Genomic DNA, 22245 nt, shown 5'->3' with positions numbered 1-22245 from the left:
AACTGACGGATATCGAACAAGGCCGCTGTCTGGCGCAGTGATAATCGCTCATCATACATGCGCTTCAAAACAGCTAGCTTGAATTCGTCACTGTAACGCTGCCGCCTTTTCTCTTTAAGAGCGGCTGGGCCGTGGATCTGATAAGCCGCGACCCACTGACGAAGGCAGGAAAAGTCCACATCGTGGCGACGCGCAACATCCCTCAAACCTGCCTTGCCGGCACAATACTCTTTCACGGCTGCGAGTTTTGCCTGCTCTGTATATTTACCCATGACGCCTCCAAAGGTTGCATCCAACCTTCGGGGGTCACACCAGAGCGTGAGGAACGATAGGCGTCCGCAAGGTCACCACCGTGCCCATGCCCCACGCACCGGGACGTCACGCAGTTCACCATCGTGCCCATGCTCCAGCGTGGGCATGCCGTTCTGGACGCTCTGCGTCCTATCCTGACTGTGCGAAGCGTCAGGAACGCTGGGGCGTGGGAACCAGAGATGAGCGCCCAACAAAAAGCCCGCATCGCTGCGGGCTTTTTGTTGGGCCAATCCTAGAAGCGGAACACTTCAAGATCGGTGCGTATGGGGGAAGCCAGCGGAATTCTTGGCTTGTCAGGCTCTTTGGCCTTGGCGACAGGCGTTTTTTTCGGCTCATCGAGCGCCTGCCAGGAAATCGGCTTGATCGCCGTGCTGACCTGATCAGCCAGGCGCTGCAACAGCATGCCCTGGGCCTTGACCTGATCGGCAGAGCTGCCAGCATGGACTTGTTCCAGGTGAACCAGTCGGCTGTCACGGACATGGCCCTTACGGTCCAGAAGACGCCATTGCGCATCCAGTACCGCAGGCTGCTTGGCCCCGGAGTCCAGACGGGTGATGGACAGCACGACCTGAACATCGGGCGTGAAACTGGCCGTCGCAGGCGCCATGACGACGCGCTGGCTGTCGAGCTTCCAGGCCAGCTGACGCAAGAGCAACTGATCTATATCCGAAGACAGGTTGCCCGCCCAGCGCCCATCGGACGAAGCGGTCAAGGTCCCGTCAGGCTGGCGTTGCAGCAGGGTTTCGCGTTGCAGATAGTCGGCCACCGAAACAGGACCCAGCAAAACTGCCAGACCACTACTCTGTTTCGGCTGACCAGGCTCACCACTATCGAGCTGATAAAGCGCGGTCGGCTGGCGCACACTGCAACCAGCCAGACCCAGAACGCCAGTCATCAGCAGGATCAAGGGAAGGCGTAGAAAATTCATCATCCCATCCAGGTGGCCGTCCAGAGACAGGCCACAGTATAAGTACTTTCAAGACCCATGCAGGCACTGAGCCACGCATGCACCCCAAGACCCCATATCATCCGTGAATATGCACCATGACTCCAGCGATTATGCATCGTACTTCATGGCAAAACGAAGAACCTTGGTGCCAGATCAATGTTTTCAGCTATTTTCCACCAATAATGCATCGACCCTCTGGAAGCCCCTTGGCAGTTTATTGCCACGTCTGCCGCGCTCCCCCTTGTAATGTTCGAGGTCTTCAGGTTTCAGCGACAGCGTTCGTTTGCCCGCCTGAAGTACCAGCGTAGCGCCTTGTCCGATCACCGCAAGATCGGTCACATACTCTTCACGACTGGCCACCCGCTCGCCCGGAATGCCAATGATCTTGTTGCCCTTGCCTTTGCCCAACTGCGGCAAATCGCTGATCTTGAACACCAGCAGGCGGCCTTCGGTGGTCACCGCCGCCAGCCAGTTCTGCTCACGATCAGGCACAGGGCGAGGCAGGATGACTTTCGCCCCGGCCGGCAGGCTCAGCAGCGCCTTGCCCGCCTTGTTCTTGGCTTGCAGGTCTTCGCCTTTGACGACAAAACCATAACCGGCATCCGACGCGATCACGTACAACGCATCATCTTCCGGCAGCAATACGCATTCGAAGGTCGCACCCGGTGGCGGTTGCAGCTTGCCCGTCAGCGGCTCGCCCTGGCCCCGCGCGGATGGCAGGGTGTGGGCGGCAACCGAATAGCTGCGCCCGGTCGAGTCGATGAACACGGCGAACTGATTGGAGCGGCCGATGGACGAGGTCTTGAAACCATCCCCGGCTTTATAAGAAAGCCCGGTCGCATCGATGTCGTGGCCCTTGGCACAGCGTACCCAGCCTTTTTCCGACAGCACGACAGTCACCGGCTCGGTGGGCATCAATTCGTTTTCAGACAGCGCCTTGGCTTCGGCACGGGCAACGATGGGCGAACGACGCTCGTCGCCATAGGTTTCAGCGTCGGCAATCAGTTCGGCACGCACCAGCTTGCGCAGCTTGGACTCACTGCTCAACAGCGCCAGAAGCTTGGCCTGCTCTTTGCGCAGGGCATCCTGTTCGCTGCGCAGCTTCATCTCTTCCAGGCGCGCCAACTGACGCAGACGGGTGTCGAGGATGTAATCGGCCTGAATTTCCGACAGATCGAAACGCGCAATCAGCTCCGCCTTCGGATGCTCGGCGGTACGGATGATGTGAATCACTTCATCGAGGTTCAGGTAAGCCGTGAGCAAACCGTCCAACAGGTGCAGACGATGCTCGACCTTGTCCAGACGGAATTGCAGACGGCGACGCACCGTACCGATGCGGAACGTCAGCCATTCGCCGAGCAGTGTCTTGAGGTTCTTGAGCTGCGGCTTGCCATCCAGACCGATGATGTTGATGTTCACCCGGTAACTGGATTCCAGCTCGGTAGTGGCGAACAGGTGCTGCATCAGCTCGTCCAGCTCAACCCGATTGGAGCGCGGGATGATCACGATACGGCAAGGGTTTTCGTGGTCCGACTCGTCGCGCAGGTCGGCAACCATCGGCAGTTTCTTGGCCTGCATCTGCGCGGCGATCTGTTCCAGCACCTTGGCACCGGAGACCTGATGCGGCAGTGCGGTGACGATAATGTCGCCATCTTCGATACGGTAAACCGCACGCATGCGCACCGAGCCACGCCCGGTCTCGTAGATTTTCAGCAGGTCGGCACGCGGCGTGATGATTTCCGCTTCGGTCGGATAGTCCGGCCCGAGAATGTGCTCGCACAGCTCCGGAACCGTAGCCTTGGGATCGTCCAGCAGACGAACGCAGGCACTGGCGACTTCGCGCAGGTTATGCGGCGGCACATCGGTCGCCATACCGACGGCAATGCCGGTGGTGCCATTGAGCAGGATGTTCGGCAGACGTGCCGGCAACACCGCGGGTTCGTCCAGCGTGCCGTCAAAGTTCGGCACCCAGTCAGCGGTGCCCTGACCCAGTTCACTGAGCAGGACTTCCGAGTAGCGCGACAGACGCGCCTCGGTGTAGCGCATGGCGGCAAAGGATTTGGGATCATCCGGCGCACCCCAGTTGCCCTGCCCGTCCACCAGCGTGTAGCGATAGCTGAACGGCTGAGCCATCAGCACCATCGCCTCGTAACAGGCCGAGTCGCCGTGCGGGTGGAACTTGCCGAGCACGTCGCCGACGGTACGCGCCGACTTCTTGTGCTTGGCGTCGGCACCCAGGCCCAGTTCGCTCATCGCGTAGATGATGCGTCGCTGAACAGGCTTCAGGCCGTCACCGATATGCGGCAAGGCACGGTCCATGATCACGTACATGGAGTAGTTGAGGTAGGCCTGTTCGGTGAAGTCCGCCAGTGATCGGCGTTCTACACCATCCAGGCTGAGGTCAAGGGAGTCGCTCATGCGGGCCTCATCATTTCGTTGACTGGCGCAGCAGCAAATTGCCGCCACGCTGTGTGAATTCGAGTTGTTTCATTGCGCTCATACCCAGCAGCACCTGTTCACCGTCCAGACCGGGTGCCACCAGGGCACGCACATTGGTCAGGACGATATCGCCCAGTTGCAAGCGGTCAAGCGTGGTTCGAAAACCCTGACTGTTACCATTGGCCGTACTGACCGTGACCGGAAAGCCACGCTTGAGCCCCAGGCGGTCAGCCATATCACCGGGTACGGCCACATCGGTCGCCCCGGTGTCGATCATGAACTCCGCTGTCCGGCCGTTGATCTGGCCTGTCGTGACGAAGTGCCCCTGTCGATTGCCTGCCAGCTGCACTTCTATATAGCCGTCACCGTGTTGCGAGGTGACCACGGCGTTGGGATTCTGCTGCCGGTCTTCCCAATCGCCGAAAAAGCGCGTCGCGAGAAACAGACCGGCCGCCCAAGCCATGATCATCAGCACCTTGCCAGCGCGCTTGCCGGGCTGCACGTCGCTCACTGCCCGGCACTCCAGCCCGCCTCAGGCGCAGCGAAACGCCAGACGATCGGGCGTTTCTCACCGTCGGCACGCACACCGAAATTATTGTCGATGCCGATCCACGCGCCCTTCTCGTCCACCACCAGTGCCTCGGTCAGCCCGTAGGGTTGATCGTAACGACGCGACGGCACCATGGCTTCCTTGGCGAACGACCAGCAACGCTCGACCTGCCCGGTTTCGAGATCACGCCGACAGATGCGATACACCGCACGTTCCAGCGTGAACAGCTTGCCGTTGTACAACGACACATCAGAAAAATCCGTCGACACCTTTTTGCTGCCCTGCTCCGGCGGCAACGCGTCCAGACCGGACTCGGACAGCAGCACGCAGCTTTGCCCGCAGGTCCACTGCTCCTTGTCGCGTTGCACCACCAGCAAGCCGCGCTTCTCGCGTTCGGCCGCCAGCCAGAGACGGTCGCCTGCCGGACTGACGGCAATCCCTTCGAAAATCGCGTTGAAACGCTGCAACATGCCCTGAGCCCGCGCCTGATCCACCAGTTCCTTCGGCAAATCCAGCCAGAACGGTTTGCCACTCACCGGAACCTTGAGCACCGTGCCATAAGCCTCGCTGACCAGATAGCGATTGCCGGCTGCATCACAGCTGACACCCTCGAAATCCAGACTACCGCCGCGTATCAGCGCGGAAAGCCCGGCCATGAAACGCAACTTCAACGGCAGATAGCTTTGTGGCGCAGGTGCGTCAATATGATGTGACTGAGCCTTCCAGGTGTCTTGCGACACATCCAGGCTGTACAGCACATCGTCGTCACGGTCGGACACGGTCCACAACTGGCCATTGCACATCGCCAGACCTGACAGATTGCCACCCGCCATGTCGTCCACCGGATGCTCGGATTGCAGCTTCAGGGCCTCGAGTGGCGCAGCGACAACCGGCGCGGCAATCAGGATCAGGGCGGCGAGCCAGGCTCGTATCAAGTCAGGACCTCGGCAAGGTTGCCCTTGGATTCGAGCCAGGACTTGCGATCACCTGCACGCTTCTTAGCCAGCAACATGTCCATCATTTCCGACGTGGCTGCGAAATCATCCAGCGTGAGCTGCACCAGGCGCCGGGTGTTCGGGTCCATGGTGGTTTCGCGCAACTGCGGCGGGTTCATTTCACCCAGGCCCTTGAATCGGGTGACCTGCGGCTTGCCACGTTTCTTTTCAGCGACCAGACGGTCAAGGATCCCGTCACGCTCGGCTTCGTCCAGCGCGTAGTAGATTTCCTTGCCGAGGTCGATCCGGTACAGCGGCGGCATGGCGACGTACACATGCCCGGCGTCAACCAACGGGCGGAAGTGCTGCACGAATAACGCACACAGCAGCGTCGCAATGTGCAGACCGTCCGAGTCGGCGTCAGCCAGGATGCAGATCTTGCCGTAACGCAACTGGCTGATATCGGCTGCGCCGGGGTCAACCCCGATGGCCACGGCAATGTTGTGGACTTCCTGACTGGCGAGCACTTCGCCGCCATCGACTTCCCAGGTGTTGAGGATTTTGCCGCGCAGCGGCAGGATCGCCTGGAACTCCTTGTCGCGAGCCTGCTTGGCGGAACCGCCGGCAGAATCACCCTCGACCAGAAACAGTTCGGAGCGTGCCGGGTCCTGTCCGGCACAGTCGGCCAGCTTGCCCGGCAATGCCGGCCCTTGGGTGATGCGCTTGCGCTCGACCTTCTTGCTCGCCTTGAGGCGCCGACCGGCGTTGTTGATCGCCAGATCGGCCAGTTGCAGGCCCAGCTCGGAGTGCGTGTTGAGCCACAGGCTGAACGCATCCTTGACCACGCCGGAGACGAACGCCGCCGCTTCACGGGACGACAGACGTTCCTTGGTCTGCCCGGAGAACTGCGGCTCCTGCATTTTCATCGACAGGACGAAGGCAATGCGTTCCCAGACGTCTTCCGGGGCCAGCTTCACACCACGCGGCAACAGGTTGCGGAACTCGCAGAACTCGCGCATGGCATCCAGCAAACCCTGGCGCAAGCCGTTCACGTGGGTGCCGCCCTGCGCGGTCGGGATCAGGTTGACGTAGCTTTCCTGAACGCTGTCACCCCCTTCGGGCAGCCACAGCAGCGCCCAGTCGACCGCTTCCTTGTTACCGGTGAAGCTGCCGCAGAACGGCTCGTCCGGCAGGCGCAGGAACTCGGTGACCGAGTCCTGCAGGTAGGAGCGCAGGCCGTCTTCGTAATGCCACTCGACTTTCTCGCCGCTGGATTTGTCTTCGAAGCTGACCAGCAGGCCCGGGCACAGAACTGCCTTGGCCTTGAGCACATGCTTGAGACGGCTGACAGAAAACTTCGGTGTATCGAAATACTTCGGATCGGGGGCGAAATAGACGCTGGTCCCGGTGTTGCGCTTGCCGACGGTGCCGACGACCGCCAGTTCGGTGGCCTTGTAGCCGTCAGCGAAGGTCATCTCATATTCGTTGCCATCACGCTTGACCCGCACCCGAACCTGAGTGGACAGCGCGTTGACCACGGAAATGCCCACGCCGTGCAGGCCGCCGGAGAACTGATAGTTCTTGTTGGAGAACTTGCCGCCTGCGTGAAGCTTGGTGAGGATCAGCTCGACGCCGGACACGCCTTCTTCCGGGTGGATGTCCACCGGCATGCCGCGGCCGTCGTCGGACACCTCGAGCGAATTGTCGGCATGAAGGATGACCTGTACCGAACGCGCGTGGCCGGCCAGGGCTTCGTCGACGCTGTTGTCGATGACTTCCTGAGCCAGGTGGTTGGGCCGCGAGGTGTCGGTGTACATGCCCGGACGTTTACGAACCGGATCGAGGCCCGAGAGGACTTCGATGGCGTCTGCGTTATAAGAGCTAGCGCTGGGATTGGCCATGGGTTCTCGATATCAATCTTTCATGGAATTTCGGGGGTTCAATGTTCTTGCATTCATGTGACCGGGCATCGATCACCTACAGCGCCGACAGATCGATCTTCTGCAACAGATCGGGGGCAAATCCGGCAACGGTCAGCAGTGCTGGCATGTGCTCGGCAAAGCCCTGAAAGCTGTGGTCGCCGCCCGCCTGAATACGCAAGGCGCAGCTGCGGTAAAACTTCTCGGCACGACGATAATCGAGCGTCTCGTCACCGGTCTGCAACCACACCTGAAACTGCTGCGGATCCTGCGGCGCGGGTACCTCCAGCTCGGCCAGCGCCCGAATATGGTCTTCGGTCAACTGCCACTGCTCGCCGGTGTACAGGTTCTGTTGCACGCCGAGAAACCCGTCGAACAGCTGATGCGGATTGACTGCCGGGTTGATCAGCACCGCCTTGAGGCCGTGCCGCTGCGCCAAATGAGTCGCATAGTAGCCGCCGAGGGAGCTGCCGACCAGTAATGGCCGTCCCAGCGCCGTGATGGCCGCTTCAAGCTGGAGCATGGCCTGACGCGGATGGTGATGCAGTTCAGGGACTTGCAGACGATCAGCCAGACCCAGGGACTTCATCAGCGCGCTCAACTGACAGGCCTTTCTCGACAGGGCCGAGCTGTTCAAGCCATGGATGTATAGCAGTGAAGGTGTATCGCTCGTCACGCTGTCGCTCCCGGGTGCAAGGCAAAGCCGTGTAGTTTACAGGGACTTACGCTACAGCACCTCACCGGAAACGTATCCGCCTGCCCGATCAATAGCCGGTGCCGCCGTAATCGACCTCGAATTCCAGGCCGACCACTCGGGAAACAGCCGTTTCCAGCCGTCCATCGTCGTGCAGTCGCAGCCAGCGATAGCCCGGCGCCGTGGTGTCCACCTTGAAATCGGCACTGCCCGGGGCGAACTGAATACAGGTCGAGGGCGACGCCAGCAGGCGCACACCGTTACGCATCTGGTCGAACTCCTGATGCACATGCCCCCACAGTATGGCGCGAACCTGTGCAAAACGATCGAGCACAGCAAATAACGCATCGGCATTGCGCAAGCCGATCGGCGCCATCCACTCACAACCAATAGCCACCGGGTGATGGTGCAAACAGATCAGATGATGCCGATCAGGCGCTTCGCTCAGCGACTGCTCCAGCAACTGCAATTGCGTGTCCGCGAGAAAACCCGGCACCGAACCAGGCACCGCCGAATCCAGCAGCGTCACCCGCCATTGACCGATATCCACCACAGGGTCGAGCAGCCCGTTATGCTGCGCAACCTGCTCCATCTGCGGCAGTTCGTCGTGATTACCGGCGAACCAGCGCGCTGGCGCATCGATCCGCCCGCTTATCCGACGAAACGCTTGGTAAGACTCGACGCTGCCGTCTTGGGAGATATCGCCGCTGGCGACCACAAGATCAATGTGCGGCTGCTCGGCCAGCACTCGATCAACGACTTTTTCCAGACTGTCGCGGGTGCTCATACCCAACAACGCACCGTCCGCCTCGGCGAACAAGTGGCTGTCGGACAGCTGGACCAGCAAAACTGACGACGAAAGGGCTGCGCTCGGCAAGACCGTCTCCCAGAGAGGATTCAGCGCGATTATGTGATGCGGCAGCGAGCGGGTAAACCGGGAATGTGCGTGCGGACGAGCATTTGGTCACATTTGCTGATTCGCTCGGTGCTTGAGCACAATTGAAGCAATAAGTCCGGCCGAAACCATGCCTGCCAGTCCCGCACCCAAGAGATAGCTCAACACGCGCTCATAAGGCATTCCGGGCCAGAGATATCCCGCCAGCAAAAGCTCCAGGGCAACACCAAGAATCATTCCTGCCAATCCAGCCAGATGAACGATCCACGGCATGAGCCTCAAAGACAGAATACCGATGACCGCTCCGATAATGGCCATATACAGCGAGTGCTCCCCACGCAGAGTGCTGCCTGTCAGGATTATCAGTCCGACATATAGGAGAAGGCCGAAGATGAGTCCAGTGAAACCACCAATCAAAGCCCGATAGATAATCATCGCCATCTCACTGGACAATTGGTAATCATGGATTCCCGAGAGCCGCCAGCACTGAAAATCTCTTCGACATAAGAAACACAATTATTGGGGATGCCAAACCAGTGCCACGGCTTGGCGCTAAGCTCCTCAAGCTTGCGCTGCGCCGCATCGGGCTCGGTCAGAAGTATTCTTCGACGGAACAGCTCTGTTTTCGAGGATTCATTGAGATAACGCCTGTAATCAGTTTCACTCATAAAGTACGGCCGTTCGGCCAACCCGGCAATATGAAAATAAAACTCTCCCGCTTTCAACAAGGCATGCCCACAGATATTCGGGCCGTCACCGCTTACTACTACAAGCCATGTGTCGTACCAGTTGAAAGGCACAGCCCGACAATGATTCAGATGGCTCCCTAAATAGCTCATTCGTTATGCCTGTAAATGAAAGTCATGGCGAATGTAAGCCATGGAATTTCAAATTCAAGGACACGCTGCTCGCTTTGAATATATTCAGACACGACCTACATGCCTGAGGCATAAACACTGACGGCCAAAGTCATTCACAACTGAATAAATAGGTCATGAGGCCGGTCGAGATAAAAAATTCAGAATTGCGAATAGATCAGCGCACCGCCTCAAACTCATGCCCACACGCCAGGCAGTGACTCAGCCATTCGCCCAGAAACAGGTTGAGCTGGGCCTTTTCGTCTGGCTGGTGCATGTCGGCATTGGGGTAGGGATAGATGCCGCGAAAGCGCCTCGCGTGTTCGGCGCCGATGACTTCGGCCATGCGGGCGTCGTGATAGACCTGTACTTCGAGCACTGGCACCGGCAGCCACGGCAGGCTGTGTTCCTGGCGGACTTGCAAGGTGGTGGTGTACGGGCAGTCGAGCAACACTTCGACGGCCAGTACGCCCAGCATCTGATCACCCTGGGTAACGGCGACGCGGCGTGAGCGCTGTTCGTTGCGCATGTCGGGCAACAGGCGCATCAGGCGCGCGTAGTTGGCCTCGCACGCAGCCTGCAGTCCGGCAAGATCGACACGGTAGCGCTCGCGCAATAGATTCACGACCATAAACCCCTTATCTCGGCACGATTCAGCGCCAGCCATTGCAAGGCGATGATCGTCGATGCGTTCTTGATTGTTCCGTCTTTCATCGCCTGCAATGCGTCATCGAATGACCAGACTGTTACCCGGATGTCTTCACCTTCGGCCTCCAGCCCGTGCAAGCCGCCCGCCCCTTCACTGCTGCAACGCCCCAGAAACAGGTGAACGAACTCGTCGCTGCCACCCGGCGAGGGGAAGTATTTGGTGATCGGCCACAGCGCTTCGAACTTCAGCCCAGCTTCCTCCTCCGCCTCGCGATGAGCAACTTCTTCCGGCTGCTCGTCCTTGTCGATCAGACCTGCGACCAGTTCGACCAGCCAGGGGTTGTTGGTCTTTTTCATGGCGCCTACACGAAACTGCTCGATGAGCACCACTTCGTCACGCTTGGCGTCATAAGGCAGCACGCAGACGGCGTCGTGGCGAACGAACAGTTCGCGGCTGATTTCCTTGCTCATCCCGCCGGCGAACAATTCGTGGCGCACATGCAGCTTGTCCAGCTTATAGAAGCCCTTGAAGCAGTTTTCACGCTTTATGGTTTCAAAAGCGCTTGGTGCAGATCGTGTGGTCTGGGTCATGGGTTTCTCGCTGGCCGCCGTGTTTGACATCGGGCCATCCTAACGCGCATCGGCAGTCAGATGCAGCCCCCTTGAAGATGCAGGGTAGACGGCCGGGACTTAAAACAATTCTAATCTGCCATGATCGAACCGAAGACGTTGTCTACAGTCCAACCAGCCTGCATACGTACAACGCAACCGCCTTTACTGACACTGCCAAGGATCAACATGTCGTTATTGAGGATCACTTCACTGGCTTGCCTGGCCCTGTTGCTCGGCGCCTGCCAAAGCCTCTTCACGCCCAACATGCGCACACCGCTGCAAGTCCAGCGCGATGCTTCCGAGCTGATCAAGCCGGGCTGCACCACGGCCGACTGCCCGCTGGTGAACATCGATACCGTGCATTTCCCCGATGAGCCGCGACTGGACGCCATCGTTCAGAAGACGTTGCTGCAACTGACCGTTGCCGACAGCAGCGCATCGCCACCTGCGTCGATCAAAGCCTATCAGGAACAGTTCCTGAGTCAGGCTCAGGGTCGCAACGCCAGCTATCTGCAGGCCAAGGTACGCGAGCAGCATGACGGTATCGTAGTGGTCGAACTGTCCAGCTATCTGGAGACCGGCGGTGCCCACGGCAACCCGGGTCGGGCGTTCATCAACTATTCGCGTCAGCAGCAGAAAGTCCTGACCCTGGCTGACATGATCATCCCGGGCAAGGAAAGCGAGTTCTGGCAGAAAGCCCAACTGGCCCACCAGGGCTGGCTGGTATCGACCAAGATGAATGAAGACAGCGAGTTCATGAAGACCTGGCCGTTCAAGCGCACGCCCCACATTGCGCTGACCTACGGTGCAGTGATCCTCAAGTACTCGGTCGATACCATCGCGCCGTATTCGATGGGTCACATCGAGCTGAAGATTCCTTATCCTCAGCTCAATGGCATCCTCAAGCCGGAACTGTTCCCCGGCCGCAGTTGATCGCACTGCCGATCAGCAGTTGCAACACGCCAGCGACAATGAGCGCTGGCAGTGTTGCGCCCACTTCCGGATAAAGATTGGCCAGCAGGTGGTAGGTGCTGAGCCCGCCGAGCCACGCCAGCAGGCTCATCCAGCGCAAACCGCCCTCCGCTGCCTGACCACTGCGACCACGCAGGATGAAATGGTCAACCAGCACGACGCCGAACAGTGGCGCGAATACCGAGCCGATCAATAACAGAAAGTTCTGATACTGCGCCAGCGGTGCCAGACAGGCGATCAGCGTACAGATCACGCCAATCACCAACGCCAGATGCTCGACCTTGATGCGTGACAACAGAGCACTGGAGACTGCAGCCGAGTGAATATCGGCGAACGCATTTTCCGTCTCGTCCAGCAGAATCAGGAGCAGCGGGATACCCAGACCTGCGCCGGCCAGTGCCAGCAGCAAGGCATTGACCTCGCCGCTCGGGGCGAACGCCAGGGTGTAGGCGACGCCCAGGCTCATCAGCCAGAAGTTGCCGATGAAAAAGCCCGCAGCCGTGCCGCCGAAGACACTTTTCGCGCGTTGCCCGAAGCGTGAGTAGTCGGCAATCAGCGGCAGCCAAGACAGCGGCATGGCGATGGCAATGTCGAACCCCGAGGCAAACGGCAGCGAGCCATCGCCGGACGTTGCCCACAGCGCGGTCAGATCAGCCTTGGCCAGCAGGTTCCAGGTCAGCCATGCACACGCCGTCAAGAGTATCCACAGGCCCCACTTGCGCAGAAACCGGCGCACGAAGGTCAAGGGTCCGCTGACGGCCAACAGTGTGGCCAGTGTGCCGAACAACAGCGTCCAGAGCAGCGGACTGCTCCACAGGCTGCCCTCTGCAAAGGCCCGCGCGCCGAGCAGACTGGCTGCGTCGCGCATGACGATGATCTCGAACGAACCCCAACCGATCAGTTGCAGCAGGTTCAAGACCGCTGGCAGCGACGCGCCCTTGCTGCCCAGGCTGAGCTTCAGCGCGGCCATGGACGACAGGCCGGTATCGCTGCCGATCACGCCGACGCTGGCGAGCAGCAAGACGCCCACCAGCGTGCCGAGGAAAATTGCCAGCATCGAGCCGGACATGCCCAGCCCCGGTGCCAGCAAGGCACCGGTCTGCAACACCATCAAGCCGATGCCGAGGGAAAACCACAGGGAAAACAGATCCCGCCCGCCGAACACACGCTGGCTGGCGGGGACTGGGGTATCGGGAGAATAGGTGCCGGGTGTATTCACAGGGGTGTCTCGTGTGGGAAGTCAAGGAACCGGGTGAAGCCGCACTGCACCCTCAGAATCGGACGCAGAGCGGGCTTCTGGCCGAAGGCCGTAGGAGCGAACTTGTTCGCGAAAGGGTCGTTACATCCGCTGAAGATGTATCGCCCGGAATAAAGCTTTCGCGAACAATGCGGATCGCCGCCCCGGTCGCTCCTACGCCCTTCGGGCAGAAGCGTGCTCTGTGTCCGATGCATCGCTATGCACAAGTCCGCTTCTGATTCTGGCCGAAGGCCGTGGGAGCGAACTTGTTCGCGAAAGGGTCGTTACATCCGCTGAAGATGTATCGCCCGGAATAAAGCTTTCGCGAACAATGCGGATCGCCGCCCCGGTCGCTCCTACGCCCTTCGGGCAGAATCAAAGCGGAACTGTGTATAACGACGGGCTATCGCCCTCTACACCTTCTTGTACAGCTGACTGCCCTCCTGCTTGAAGCGCTCGGCCTGTTCGGCCAAGCCCTTGGCAACGTCGACGTCTACCGCATCGATGCGCTGATTGGCGGCGTACTCGCGGACTTCCTGAGTGATCTTCATCGAGCAGAATTTAGGCCCGCACATGGAGCAGAAATGCGCGACCTTGGCCGAATCCTTGGGCAGGGTTTCGTCGTGGTACGAACGCGCGGTGTCCGGGTCCAGGCCGAGGTTGAACTGGTCTTCCCAGCGGAACTCGAAACGCGCCTTGCTCAACGCGTTGTCACGGATCTGCGCACCCGGGTGGCCTTTGGCAAGGTCCGCCGCATGGGCCGCGATCTTGTAGGTGATGATCCCGGTTTTGACGTCATCCTTGTTCGGCAGCCCCAGATGCTCCTTGGGCGTGACGTAACACAGCATGGCGCAGCCGAACCAGCCGATCATGGCCGCGCCGATGCCCGAGGTGATGTGGTCGTAACCCGGCGCGATGTCGGTGGTCAGCGGGCCCAGGGTGTAGAACGGCGCTTCGTCGCAGCATTCCAGCTGCTTGTCCATGTTTTCCTTGATCAACTGCATCGGCACATGGCCGGGGCCTTCGATCATGGTCTGCACGTCATGTTTCCAGGCAATCTTGGTCAGTTCGCCAAGCGTTTCCAGTTCGCCGAACTGCGCCGCATCGTTGGCGTCGGCAATCGAGCCCGGACGCAGGCCGTCGCCCAGCGAGAAGCTGACGTCGTAGGCCTTCATGATTTCGCAGATGTCTTCGAAATGGGTGTAAAGGAAGTTTTCCTTGTGGTGCGCCAGGCACCATTTGGCCATGATCGAACCGCCACGGCTGACGATACCGGTGACACGCTTGGCGGTCAGCGGCACGTAACGCAGCAGCACTCCGGCGTGGATGGTGAAGTAATCGACGCCCTGCTCGGCCTGCTCGATCAGCGTGTCGCGGAACAGCTCCCAGGTCAGGTCCTCGGCTGCACCCCCCACTTTTTCCAGCGCCTGATAGATCGGCACCGTACCGATCGGCACCGGCGAATTGCGGATGATCCACTCACGGGTTTCGTGAATGTGCTTGCCGGTGGACAGGTCCATGACCGTGTCCGAGCCCCAGCGGATACCCCAGGTCAGCTTGGCGACCTCTTCTTCAATGGAAGAGCCCAGTGCGCTGTTGCCGATGTTGCCGTTGATCTTCACCAGGAAGTTGCGGCCGATGATCATCGGCTCAAGCTCGACGTGGTTGATGTTGGCCGGGATGATCGCGCGGCCCCGGGCAATCTCTTCACGCACGAACTCGGCAGTGATTTCCTTCGGAATGCTCGCGCCAAAGCTGTGCCCGGCATGTTGCTGGGTCAGCAGACCTGCGGCGCGGGCTTCCTGAAGCTTCATGTTCTCGCGGATGGCGACGCATTCCATCTCGGCGGTAATGATGCCCTGACGCGCATAGTGCATCTGGCTGACGTTGGCACCGGCCTTGGCCCGGCGCGGGTTGCGCACATGGGCAAAGCGCAGCGCGGTGAGCTCGGCATCGCTCAGGCGTTGCTGGCCGAAGTTGGAACTCAGGCCCGGCAGACGCTCGGTGTCATTGCGCGAGTCGATCCATGGCGAGCGCACGTCAGCCAGGCCTTTGCGCACGTCGATGATCACATTGGGGTCGGTGTAGGGCCCCGAGGTGTCATAGACCGTGACCGGGGCGTTGATCTCGCCGCCAAAGTCAGTCGGGGTGACATCCAGGGTGATTTCGCGCATCGGCACGCGGATGTCCGGGCGCGAGCCCTGAACGTAGATTTTCTGCGAACGGGTAAACGGCTGTACCGATCCGGAATCGACCTGCGCCGACTCGCTCAAATGGGCTGCGTTTTTTGCTTTTATACTCATCACGGCTCTCCAGACATCCAGTTGCGGATTTATTGTCGGAGTGACCTGACATGACGGACGGGTGCACCAGTGCTGGTGCTGAGTAGCGAAAGGAGGCGAAACTGTTCATTATTTGAACAATCGACCCCGGACGGCACTCAAGAGGACTCGCCGGGAGACGAGAAATCTTGTTCCCTACGCAGGCGCTAACCTGATCAGGTTCAACGGGATCCGGTTTAACCGATCTCAGCCTCATAGCAAGGCACCCCGACAAGAACGCGGTCAGTCTATGACGGGGTGCGGTCGCAATGCCAGCCTATTTGCACAGACCTCGATAAATGGCGTAAATCGACGATTGTTGCCAAAAGCGTCTGGCTCTACACTCCCTAGCCCGGTTTCTCTTCAACCCGAACTGTAATTATTTTCTTCATGAACAGGGAATGCCTCATGTTGCGCAAACTTTCGTTGGTCGTGGCTGTTTCGTTTGCGTCCAGCGGGTTGACCTGGGCAGCCGAATTGCCGATGCCAACGCAGACAGGGCTGTTGAGCGTTTATCAGCAGGCCGTGGACAACAACGCCGACCTCGCGGCCTCGCGCGCCGATTACGATGCGCGCAAGGAAGCCGTGCCGCAGGCCCGCGCCGGTTTGCTGCCGAACATTTCCGGCAGCGCCCAGAACAGCAGCACCCGCACCAGCATCGATCAGCCCAGAGCCGTGGCCAGCCGCAGCGGCAACCTCTACCAGGCCACGCTGAGCCAGCCGATCTTCCGCGCCGACCGCTGGTTCCAGTTGCAGGCTGCCGAAGCGAGCAACGAACAGGCGGCACTGGAGCTGTCGGCTACCGAGCAGAATCTGATCCTGCAATCGGCACAGAGCTATTTCAGCATACTGCGTGCACAGGACAACCTGGCTTCGACCAAGGCCGAGGAAGCGGCCTTCAAGCGCCAGCTGGATCAGGCCAACGAGCGCTTCGATGTCGGCCTGTCGGACAAGACCGATGTGCTGCAGGCGCAGGCCAGCTATGACACGTCACGCGCCAGCCGACTCATTGCCCAACGTCAGGTCGAGGATGCCTTTCAGGCGCTGGTGACGCTGACCAACCGCGAATACAACTCGATCGAAGGCATCGTGCATACCCTGCCGGTGCTGGCGCCGACGCCCAACGATGCCAAGGCCTGGGTCGATACTGCCGCGCAGCAGAACCTCAACCTGCTGGCCAGCAACTACGCGGTCAATGCCGCCGAAGAAACCCTGCGCCAGCGCAAGGCCGGACACGCGCCGACGCTCGATGCTGTGGCGACCTATCAGCGTGGCGATAACGATGCACTGGGTTTCAGCAACCCCAACTACACCGGTCGCAATTACGGCGGCGACGTCGAGCAGCGCAGCATTGGCGTGCAGTTGAACATCCCGATCTACAGCGGCGGCCTGACCAGCTCGCAGGTACGCGAAGCCTATGCGCGCCTGAGCCAGAGCGAGCAGCGGCGTGAAAGCCTGCGTCGTCAGGTGGTGGAAAACACCCGCAACCTGCATCGCGCGGTGAATACCGACGTGGAGCAGGTCCAGGCCCGCAAGCAGTCGATCATTTCCAACCAGAGCGCGCTGGAAGCCACAGAAATCGGTTATCAGGTCGGCACCCGCAACATCGTCGACGTGCTGGATGCGCAACGCCAGCTGTATGCCTCGGTGCGTGACTACAACAACACGCGTTACGACTACATCCTCGACAACCTGCGCCTCAAGCAGGCAGCAGGCACTCTGAACCCGGGCGACCTGCAGGACCTGTCGCGCTACCTGAAGGCCGACTACAACCCGGACAAGGACTTCCTGCCGCCGGACCTGGCGACTGCTGCGCAGAAGAACTTCGAGCGACCTGCAAAGCGCTGAGATGGCTGGCCGCCCCGGATGCTCTGCGCCCGACTTCAAGTCATGCAGCGCGACGCAGATTTGTGACGCGGAGCGTCACCCAAGGCATTCCCACGCTGGAGCGTGAGGAACGATAGGCGTCTGGGCGAGCGTGAAGAGCGTGAAAAAAGCAAGGTGTCTGGAAGAACACTATCGTGCCCATGCTCCGCGTGGGTATGCCGTTCCGGACGCTCTGCGTCCTCCCGATTCAGCGCCTGCCCATCAACCGCCCGATCCCGTCGAGCAGGCGTTGCAGCGCGCCCTGATTGGCCTTCATCACCGCAAGCCCGGCATCAGCCATGTTGCGCGCCTGCTGCGGCTGGTCGAAAAGGCCCTGCACGGCGGTGGCCAGCGCTGCTGCATCATTGACCTCTTGCAACGCACCGGCCTTGCGCAGCAGGGCGGCGATCTCGAGGAAGTTGAACAGGTGCGGGCCGCTGAGCACCGGCATGGCCAGCGCCGCAGGCTCCAGCAGGTTGTGCCCGCCGTTGGGCACCAGGCTGCCGCCAACGAAAGCGATGTCAGCCAGCGCATAGAGAAACAGCAATTCCCCCATGGTATCGCCCACCAGCACCGAAACATCCGCTGTGACAGCCTGCGCGGTTGAGCGTCTTACCGTCGCAAAACCCTGCTGCTGACACAACGTATGCACGCTGTCGAAACGCTCGGGATGACGCGGCACCAGAATCAGCAGCGCATCGGGGTGACTGGTCAGTAACGTGCGATGAGCCGCCAGCACGCTTTCATCCTCGCCCGCATGCGTGCTGGCCGCGATCCAGACCGGCCGCTGCGTGGTCTGCCATTGTTCACGCTGCTGGGCGGCACGCTGCAGAAGTTGCGGGTCGATACTCAGGTCGAACTTGATCGAGCCGGTCACCGCCACGCACTCGGGACGTGCGCCCAGATCACGAAAGCGCTGCGCCTCAGCCTCAGTCTGCACTGCGAACCAGGCCATTTCCGCGAGCATCGGTCGCGTCAGCCCGGCAAAACGCGCGTAACCCCGCGCCGAACGCTCCGACAGCCGGGCATTGGCGAGCACCACGGGAATCCCGCGCAGGAAACACTGATGGATGTGGTTGGGCCACAGTTCGGTTTCCATGATGATGCCCAGCCGTGGCTGCACCTGATCGAGAAAGCGAGCGGCCGCCCACGGCAGGTCGTAGGGCAGGTAGCAATGCTGAATCCGCGGCTCGCTGGCGAACAGCGCCTTGATTCGCTCCGAACCTGTGGGCGTCATGCAAGTCACAGTGATCGGCAACTGCGGATATTGCACCAGCAGCGAGCGAATCATCGGCGCGGCGGCGATGCTTTCACCCACCGACACCGCATGCACCCAGATACCGCCCCGCTGCATGACCGGCAAGCCGCGGGCAAAGCGCTCGCCAATGCGCTGGCGATACGCAGGGGCCTTGCGCGCACGCAACCAAAGGCGCAGGGCAACCAGTGGCAGGCCGAGATGAAACAGTACGGTATAAAGAGTTCTATTCATGGGCGCGGAGTTTATCAGCCCGCCATCACAAGTCGCTAGAATGCGCAGCCTGACGAAAAGGAATGCACCATGAACGCTTATTACCTGTTGGCTATCGCCGTTTGCGCGGAAGTCATCGCCACCACGTCCATGAAAGCCGTGAAGGGGTTCAGCACCCCGCTGCCCCTGGTGCTGTTGATTACCGGCTATGCGATCGCGTTCTGGATGCTGATTCTGGTGATGCGCACGATCCCGGTCGGCATCACTTACGCCATCTGGTCGGGCATGGGCATTGTCATGGTCAGCATCGCGGCGTTCTTCATCTACGGCCAGAAACTCGACCTGCCCGCGTTGTTGGGCATGGGCATGATCGTGGCGGGCGTGGCGGTCATTCAGCTGTTCTCGAAAACCGCCGGGCATTGAAAACCCGATCCTTTATAATGCTGGTACTTTTCGCTCACTGAGGTGCTCATGCCATCGGTTATTTCCACTGACGTGCTGATTGTCGGGGCTGGCGTCGCCGGTCTCTGGCTCAATGCCCGGTTGCGTCGTCAAGGGTTCTCGACAGTGCTGGTAGAAAGCGCCAGCCTGGGTGGCGGGCAAAGCCTCAAGTCTCAGGGGATCATCCACGGCGGCGCCAAGTACGCGCTGCACGGCGCGCTGTCCGGTGCCTCCGAAGCCATTGCCGACATGCCGCGCCGCTGGCGTGAAGCCCTCGATGGCAAGGGCGAGCTAGACCTGTCCGGTGTACGTCTGCTGTCCGAGGCCCATTATCTGTGGTCACCAGGAACCATCGCCGGCAACCTCACCAGTTTTTTCGCCAGCAAGGCCGTGCGCGGTCGTGTGGATCAGGTCAAGGGCGAGCAACTGCCGCCGGCCCTGCAAAACCCCAAATTCAAAGGCAAGGTCTATCGGCTTGCCGAGCTGGTGGTCGATGTCCCCAGCCTGATCGGGCGGCTTGCCGAGCTGGCCGGTGACAGCCTGCTGGCCGGTCAGCACATCGAGCCGCTCTTCGAGGGCGATGAACTGATCGGTCTGCGCGTCGATGGCCGCGATATCCATGCGCAGCGCATCGTGCTCAGTGCCGGCGGCGGCAATGCTGACCTGCTGAACGCACTGGGCGTGTCGCAACCGCAGATGCAACGCCGCCCGTTGCACATGGTGCTGGTCAAGGGGCCGACCTTGAAGCCGCTGTACGCTCATTGCCTGGGTGGCGGGCCCAAGCCACGCATCACCGTGACCACGCACCCGGCCGCGGATGGCCAGTGGGTGTGGTATCTGGGTGGCGATCTGGCCGAAGCCGATGGCGTGGCGCGCCAACCCGACGCGCAGATCGCCGTCGCCCGCAAAGAGCTTGAAGCGCTGCTGCCTTGGGTCGACCTGAGTCAGGCGCAGTGGGCGACCCTGCGTGTTGATCGTGCCGAGCCGGCTCAATCAGGACTGGTGCGCCCGGACAACGCCTTCCTCGACAGCCAGCAACGCCTGATGATCGGCTGGCCGACCAAGCTGGCGCTGGCACCGGACTTCGCCGACCGGGTCCTGTCGCAGCTGTCCAGAGACGGCATCCACCCGACCCCGCAAGCTGCGCTGAGCGATGTGCCACGGCCGCCGATGGCCATACCTGTCTGGGATGAACTGCTGCCATGAGCCTGAAAACCCTGCACGATCTGCATCGCCCGCTGGGCAGTACCGGCCTGAACGTATCACCGCTGGGGCTGGGCACCGTCAAACTGGGGCGCGACCAGGGCGTCAAATACCCCAGCGGCTTCAAGATTCCCGATGACCAGCAGGCGCAGATGCTGCTGCGCATGGCCCGCGACATGGGCATCAACCTGATCGACACGGCGCCCGCCTACGGCACCAGCGAAGAGCGCCTGGGGCCGCTGCTGCGCGGTCAGCGCCAGAACTGGGTGATCGTCAGCAAGGTTGGCGAGGAATTCGTCAACGGCCAGTCGAGCCATGACTTCAGCGCCACCCATACACGCACATCGGTCGAGCGCAGCCTGAAACGTCTTGAAACTGACTTTCTCGATCTGGTTCTGGTGCATTCGGACGGCAACGACCTGGCGATCCTCAACGACGCCGAGGTATACCAGACGCTCGCCGACCTCAAGCGCGAAGGCAAGATTCGTGGCTTCGGCTTTTCCGGCAAGACCGTCGAAGGCGGCCTGCTGGCGCTGCGTGAGGGTGACTGCGCAATGGTCACCTACAACCTCAACGAGCAGGACGAAAAGCCGGTACTGGATTACGCGCAGGCTCATGGCAAGGGCATTCTGGTGAAGAAAGCGCTGGCCAGTGGTCATGTCTGCCTGACAGCCGGCACGGACCCGGTCCACGCCAGTTTCCAGCTACTGTTTGAACATCCGGCGGTTGCCAGTGCTATTGTCGGCACCATCAACCCGTTGCACCTGGCACACAACGTTGCAACTGCCGCAGCCGTGATTTGCCGTCAAGCCTGATTAAGGCGGCCGACCCCAACGCAAGAAGGAGCCGTTATGCCGCGAACACTGATCCGGAAGAATCCCAGCAACTTCAAGACCCTGCCGCTGTTTGTCGAGGCCACTCCGGAAAGCCTGAGCTACCAGAGCGTCGGCATGCCGATGAACTTCGCGCAGACCTTGCAGCGGCGGCGCAAGATCGACGTGCCGGACACCGAACGTTTCGCCACCGAGCTGGCCAATCTGGGGGTGTCCGTTCGCCTGACCGTCAGTTGGCAGAATCGCGATTACTGGGTGCTGGTCCGCCAGCGTCGTCAGGACCGCGGCGACGTCGTACTCAAGCTGATCTCGGGTTATGTCCCGGCCCATGAGCTGACACTGCCGCTGCACACCGCGATTCAGGAAGTGGCCGAAGAGTGCCTGATCGAAACACCGCAGGGCTGGCTGAGCGGGCTGTTCAAGGAGACCTGGCTGCCTGCGCCCTATGCTGCCGCGCTGCATTATCGCGAGGCTATGCCGTTTCGTCTCAGCCCCCTCTCCGGCGCCGCGAGACCGGTGCGAACCGGCAGCCTGAACCTGCTGGAACGCCCACGGGCCTATGTGCATTTGCCCACGGCGTCGTTGCAGCTGATTTACGACATGCGCCTGGAAATCCCCAAGGAAGCGCGACCGGTCAGCCTTTTCCATGTCGACGAAGCCCTGGAAAACGATCAACTGGTCGCCCGCCTCAACCGCAGCAAACCTGACCTGTATCTGATGCCGCTGGAGAATGGCGCGCCCCTGCCTGAGCTGTACACGCTCAAGCGCGACAAGCTGATCCCGGCCGGCACGAGAGGGCTGTACCTGGCCGAGAGTTTCGCCGCGCAGGATGGCTGGGTGGTGCGTGAAGAGCGGATTCGCTGGAAGGACTGGCTGCGTCAGCAGGGCATGGCCCCACCGGCGAAGAAGTCAGGGCTCAAACGCCTGACCGGCAAGGCCCGGGAGCTGTTGCACTCCATTAGTGGCAAGCTGTAAGCCTCAAGCCTCAAGCCTCAAGCCTCAAGCCTCAAGCCTCAAGCCTCAAGCCTTTTGATTTGATCTGCTTTGGCTTGCAGCTTGCAGCTTGCAGCTTGCAGCTTGTAGCTTGCAGCTTG

21 protein-coding genes and 1 riboswitch are annotated in these 22245 nt (G+C 60.6%); of the genes, 6 read left to right on the top strand and 15 right to left on the bottom strand.

All coding sequences use genetic code 11. From position 1 onward, the window contains the following. From QRN50_RS18280 to QRN50_RS18225, 12 genes are all read right to left on the bottom strand, one after another. Nucleotides 1–272, bottom strand: a 272-nt coding sequence (locus tag QRN50_RS18280) for a transposase (RefSeq protein ID WP_285427581.1), incomplete at its 3' end; no start/stop codon positions are given. A gap of 272 nt (nt 273–544) precedes the next feature. Continuing rightward, complete coding sequence (locus QRN50_RS18275; RefSeq protein WP_024641182.1) at nt 545–1240, bottom strand: PqiC family protein; 696 nt, start codon at nt 1238–1240, stop codon at nt 545–547. A 183-nt stretch (nt 1241–1423) separates the two neighbouring features. Then, a complete protein-coding gene (gene parC / locus QRN50_RS18270) occupies nt 1424–3679 on the bottom strand; it encodes a DNA topoisomerase IV subunit A (RefSeq protein WP_011266486.1) in 2256 nt (751 codons plus the stop codon). 10 nt (nt 3680–3689) lie between these two features. After that, nucleotides 3690–4169 (bottom strand): retropepsin-like aspartic protease family protein, encoded by a 480-nt coding sequence (locus QRN50_RS18265; protein WP_161633373.1) that lies wholly within the window; start codon nt 4167–4169, stop codon nt 3690–3692. A 38-nt stretch (nt 4170–4207) separates the two neighbouring features. Next, nucleotides 4208–5185: an esterase-like activity of phytase family protein gene (locus tag QRN50_RS18260; RefSeq protein ID WP_003402876.1), complete on the bottom strand. Its 978-nt coding sequence runs from the start codon at nt 5183–5185 to the stop codon at nt 4208–4210. Continuing rightward, nucleotides 5182–7086: a DNA topoisomerase IV subunit B gene (parE, locus tag QRN50_RS18255; protein ID WP_003431952.1), complete on the bottom strand. Its 1905-nt coding sequence runs from the start codon at nt 7084–7086 to the stop codon at nt 5182–5184. Before parE ends, QRN50_RS18260 begins: the two co-directional genes overlap by 4 nt. A 76-nt stretch (nt 7087–7162) precedes the next feature. Further along, nucleotides 7163–7780 (bottom strand): YqiA/YcfP family alpha/beta fold hydrolase, encoded by a 618-nt coding sequence (locus QRN50_RS18250; RefSeq protein WP_058398814.1) that lies wholly within the window; start codon nt 7778–7780, stop codon nt 7163–7165. Between the two features lie 88 nt (nt 7781–7868). Continuing rightward, nucleotides 7869–8675 (bottom strand): 3',5'-cyclic-AMP phosphodiesterase, encoded by an 807-nt coding sequence (gene cpdA / locus QRN50_RS18245; protein WP_080377231.1) that lies wholly within the window; start codon nt 8673–8675, stop codon nt 7869–7871. A gap of 87 nt (nt 8676–8762) precedes the next feature. Further along, entirely contained in the window at nt 8763–9128 is a 366-nt protein-coding gene (locus QRN50_RS18240; protein ID WP_096127110.1) for a hypothetical protein, read from the bottom strand. Further along, entirely contained in the window at nt 9125–9532 is a 408-nt protein-coding gene (locus QRN50_RS18235) for a hypothetical protein (protein WP_016567051.1), read from the bottom strand. Before QRN50_RS18235 ends, QRN50_RS18240 begins: the two co-directional genes overlap by 4 nt. Before the next feature lie 196 nt (nt 9533–9728). Continuing rightward, nucleotides 9729–10181 carry a DUF1249 domain-containing protein gene (locus QRN50_RS18230; RefSeq protein ID WP_002551796.1) on the bottom strand — a complete coding sequence of 151 codons (453 nt, stop codon included), beginning with the start codon at nt 10179–10181 and terminating at the stop codon, nt 9729–9731. Continuing rightward, nucleotides 10172–10789 carry an NUDIX domain-containing protein gene (locus QRN50_RS18225; protein WP_003402866.1) on the bottom strand — a complete coding sequence of 206 codons (618 nt, stop codon included), beginning with the start codon at nt 10787–10789 and terminating at the stop codon, nt 10172–10174. Before QRN50_RS18225 ends, QRN50_RS18230 begins: the two co-directional genes overlap by 10 nt. A gap of 207 nt (nt 10790–10996) precedes the next feature. Between QRN50_RS18225 and QRN50_RS18220 the strand changes: the two genes are divergently transcribed. Then, a complete protein-coding gene (locus QRN50_RS18220; protein ID WP_024641178.1) occupies nt 10997–11743 on the top strand; it encodes an RsiV family protein in 747 nt (248 codons plus the stop codon). Here the strand turns inward: QRN50_RS18220 and cytX are convergent. Continuing rightward, a complete protein-coding gene (gene cytX / locus QRN50_RS18215; RefSeq protein WP_024641177.1) occupies nt 11712–13001 on the bottom strand; it encodes a putative hydroxymethylpyrimidine transporter CytX in 1290 nt (429 codons plus the stop codon). The two genes, QRN50_RS18220 and cytX, sit on opposite strands and share 32 nt — an antisense overlap. A 431-nt stretch (nt 13002–13432) precedes the next feature. Continuing rightward, the gene (thiC, locus tag QRN50_RS18210; protein ID WP_096126607.1) at nt 13433–15322 is read right to left on the bottom strand and encodes a phosphomethylpyrimidine synthase ThiC; all 1890 of its coding nucleotides are present in this window, start codon (nt 15320–15322) and stop codon (nt 13433–13435) included. Between the two features lie 154 nt (nt 15323–15476). Then, nucleotides 15477–15581, bottom strand: a riboswitch (TPP riboswitch). A gap of 167 nt (nt 15582–15748) precedes the next feature. On the opposite strand from thiC, the gene QRN50_RS18205 reads away from it, so the two are divergent. Beyond that, entirely contained in the window at nt 15749–17188 is a 1440-nt protein-coding gene (locus QRN50_RS18205; protein WP_096126606.1) for a TolC family outer membrane protein, read from the top strand. Between the two features lie 226 nt (nt 17189–17414). Here the strand turns inward: QRN50_RS18205 and waaA are convergent, their stop codons facing one another. Then, nucleotides 17415–18695: a lipid IV(A) 3-deoxy-D-manno-octulosonic acid transferase gene (waaA, locus tag QRN50_RS18200; protein WP_024660275.1), complete on the bottom strand. Its 1281-nt coding sequence runs from the start codon at nt 18693–18695 to the stop codon at nt 17415–17417. 69 nt (nt 18696–18764) lie between these two features. Here waaA and QRN50_RS18195 point away from each other — a divergent pair, with 69 nt between their 5' ends. Genes QRN50_RS18195 through QRN50_RS18180 form a run of 4 tightly spaced genes read left to right on the top strand, consistent with a single transcriptional unit; the run spans nt 18765 to nt 22126 of the window. Then, nucleotides 18765–19097 carry an SMR family transporter gene (locus tag QRN50_RS18195; RefSeq protein WP_003346798.1) on the top strand — a complete coding sequence of 111 codons (333 nt, stop codon included), beginning with the start codon at nt 18765–18767 and terminating at the stop codon, nt 19095–19097. 48 nt (nt 19098–19145) lie between these two features. Further along, complete coding sequence (locus QRN50_RS18190; RefSeq protein WP_003414437.1) at nt 19146–20321, top strand: NAD(P)/FAD-dependent oxidoreductase; 1176 nt, start codon at nt 19146–19148, stop codon at nt 20319–20321. Then, nucleotides 20318–21133: an aldo/keto reductase gene (locus tag QRN50_RS18185; RefSeq protein ID WP_096126605.1), complete on the top strand. Its 816-nt coding sequence runs from the start codon at nt 20318–20320 to the stop codon at nt 21131–21133. Before QRN50_RS18190 ends, QRN50_RS18185 begins: the two co-directional genes overlap by 4 nt. A gap of 36 nt (nt 21134–21169) precedes the next feature. Beyond that, complete coding sequence (locus tag QRN50_RS18180; protein ID WP_058822309.1) at nt 21170–22126, top strand: hypothetical protein; 957 nt, start codon at nt 21170–21172, stop codon at nt 22124–22126. Nucleotides 22127–22245: the final 119 nt, after the last annotated feature.

The sequence above is a fragment of the Pseudomonas sp. MEJ108 genome (assembly GCF_030208985.1).
Taxonomy (GTDB): Bacteria; Pseudomonadota; Gammaproteobacteria; order Pseudomonadales; family Pseudomonadaceae; genus Aquipseudomonas; species Aquipseudomonas fragariae.
This window is presented reverse-complemented; position numbering and strand designations above follow the sequence as displayed.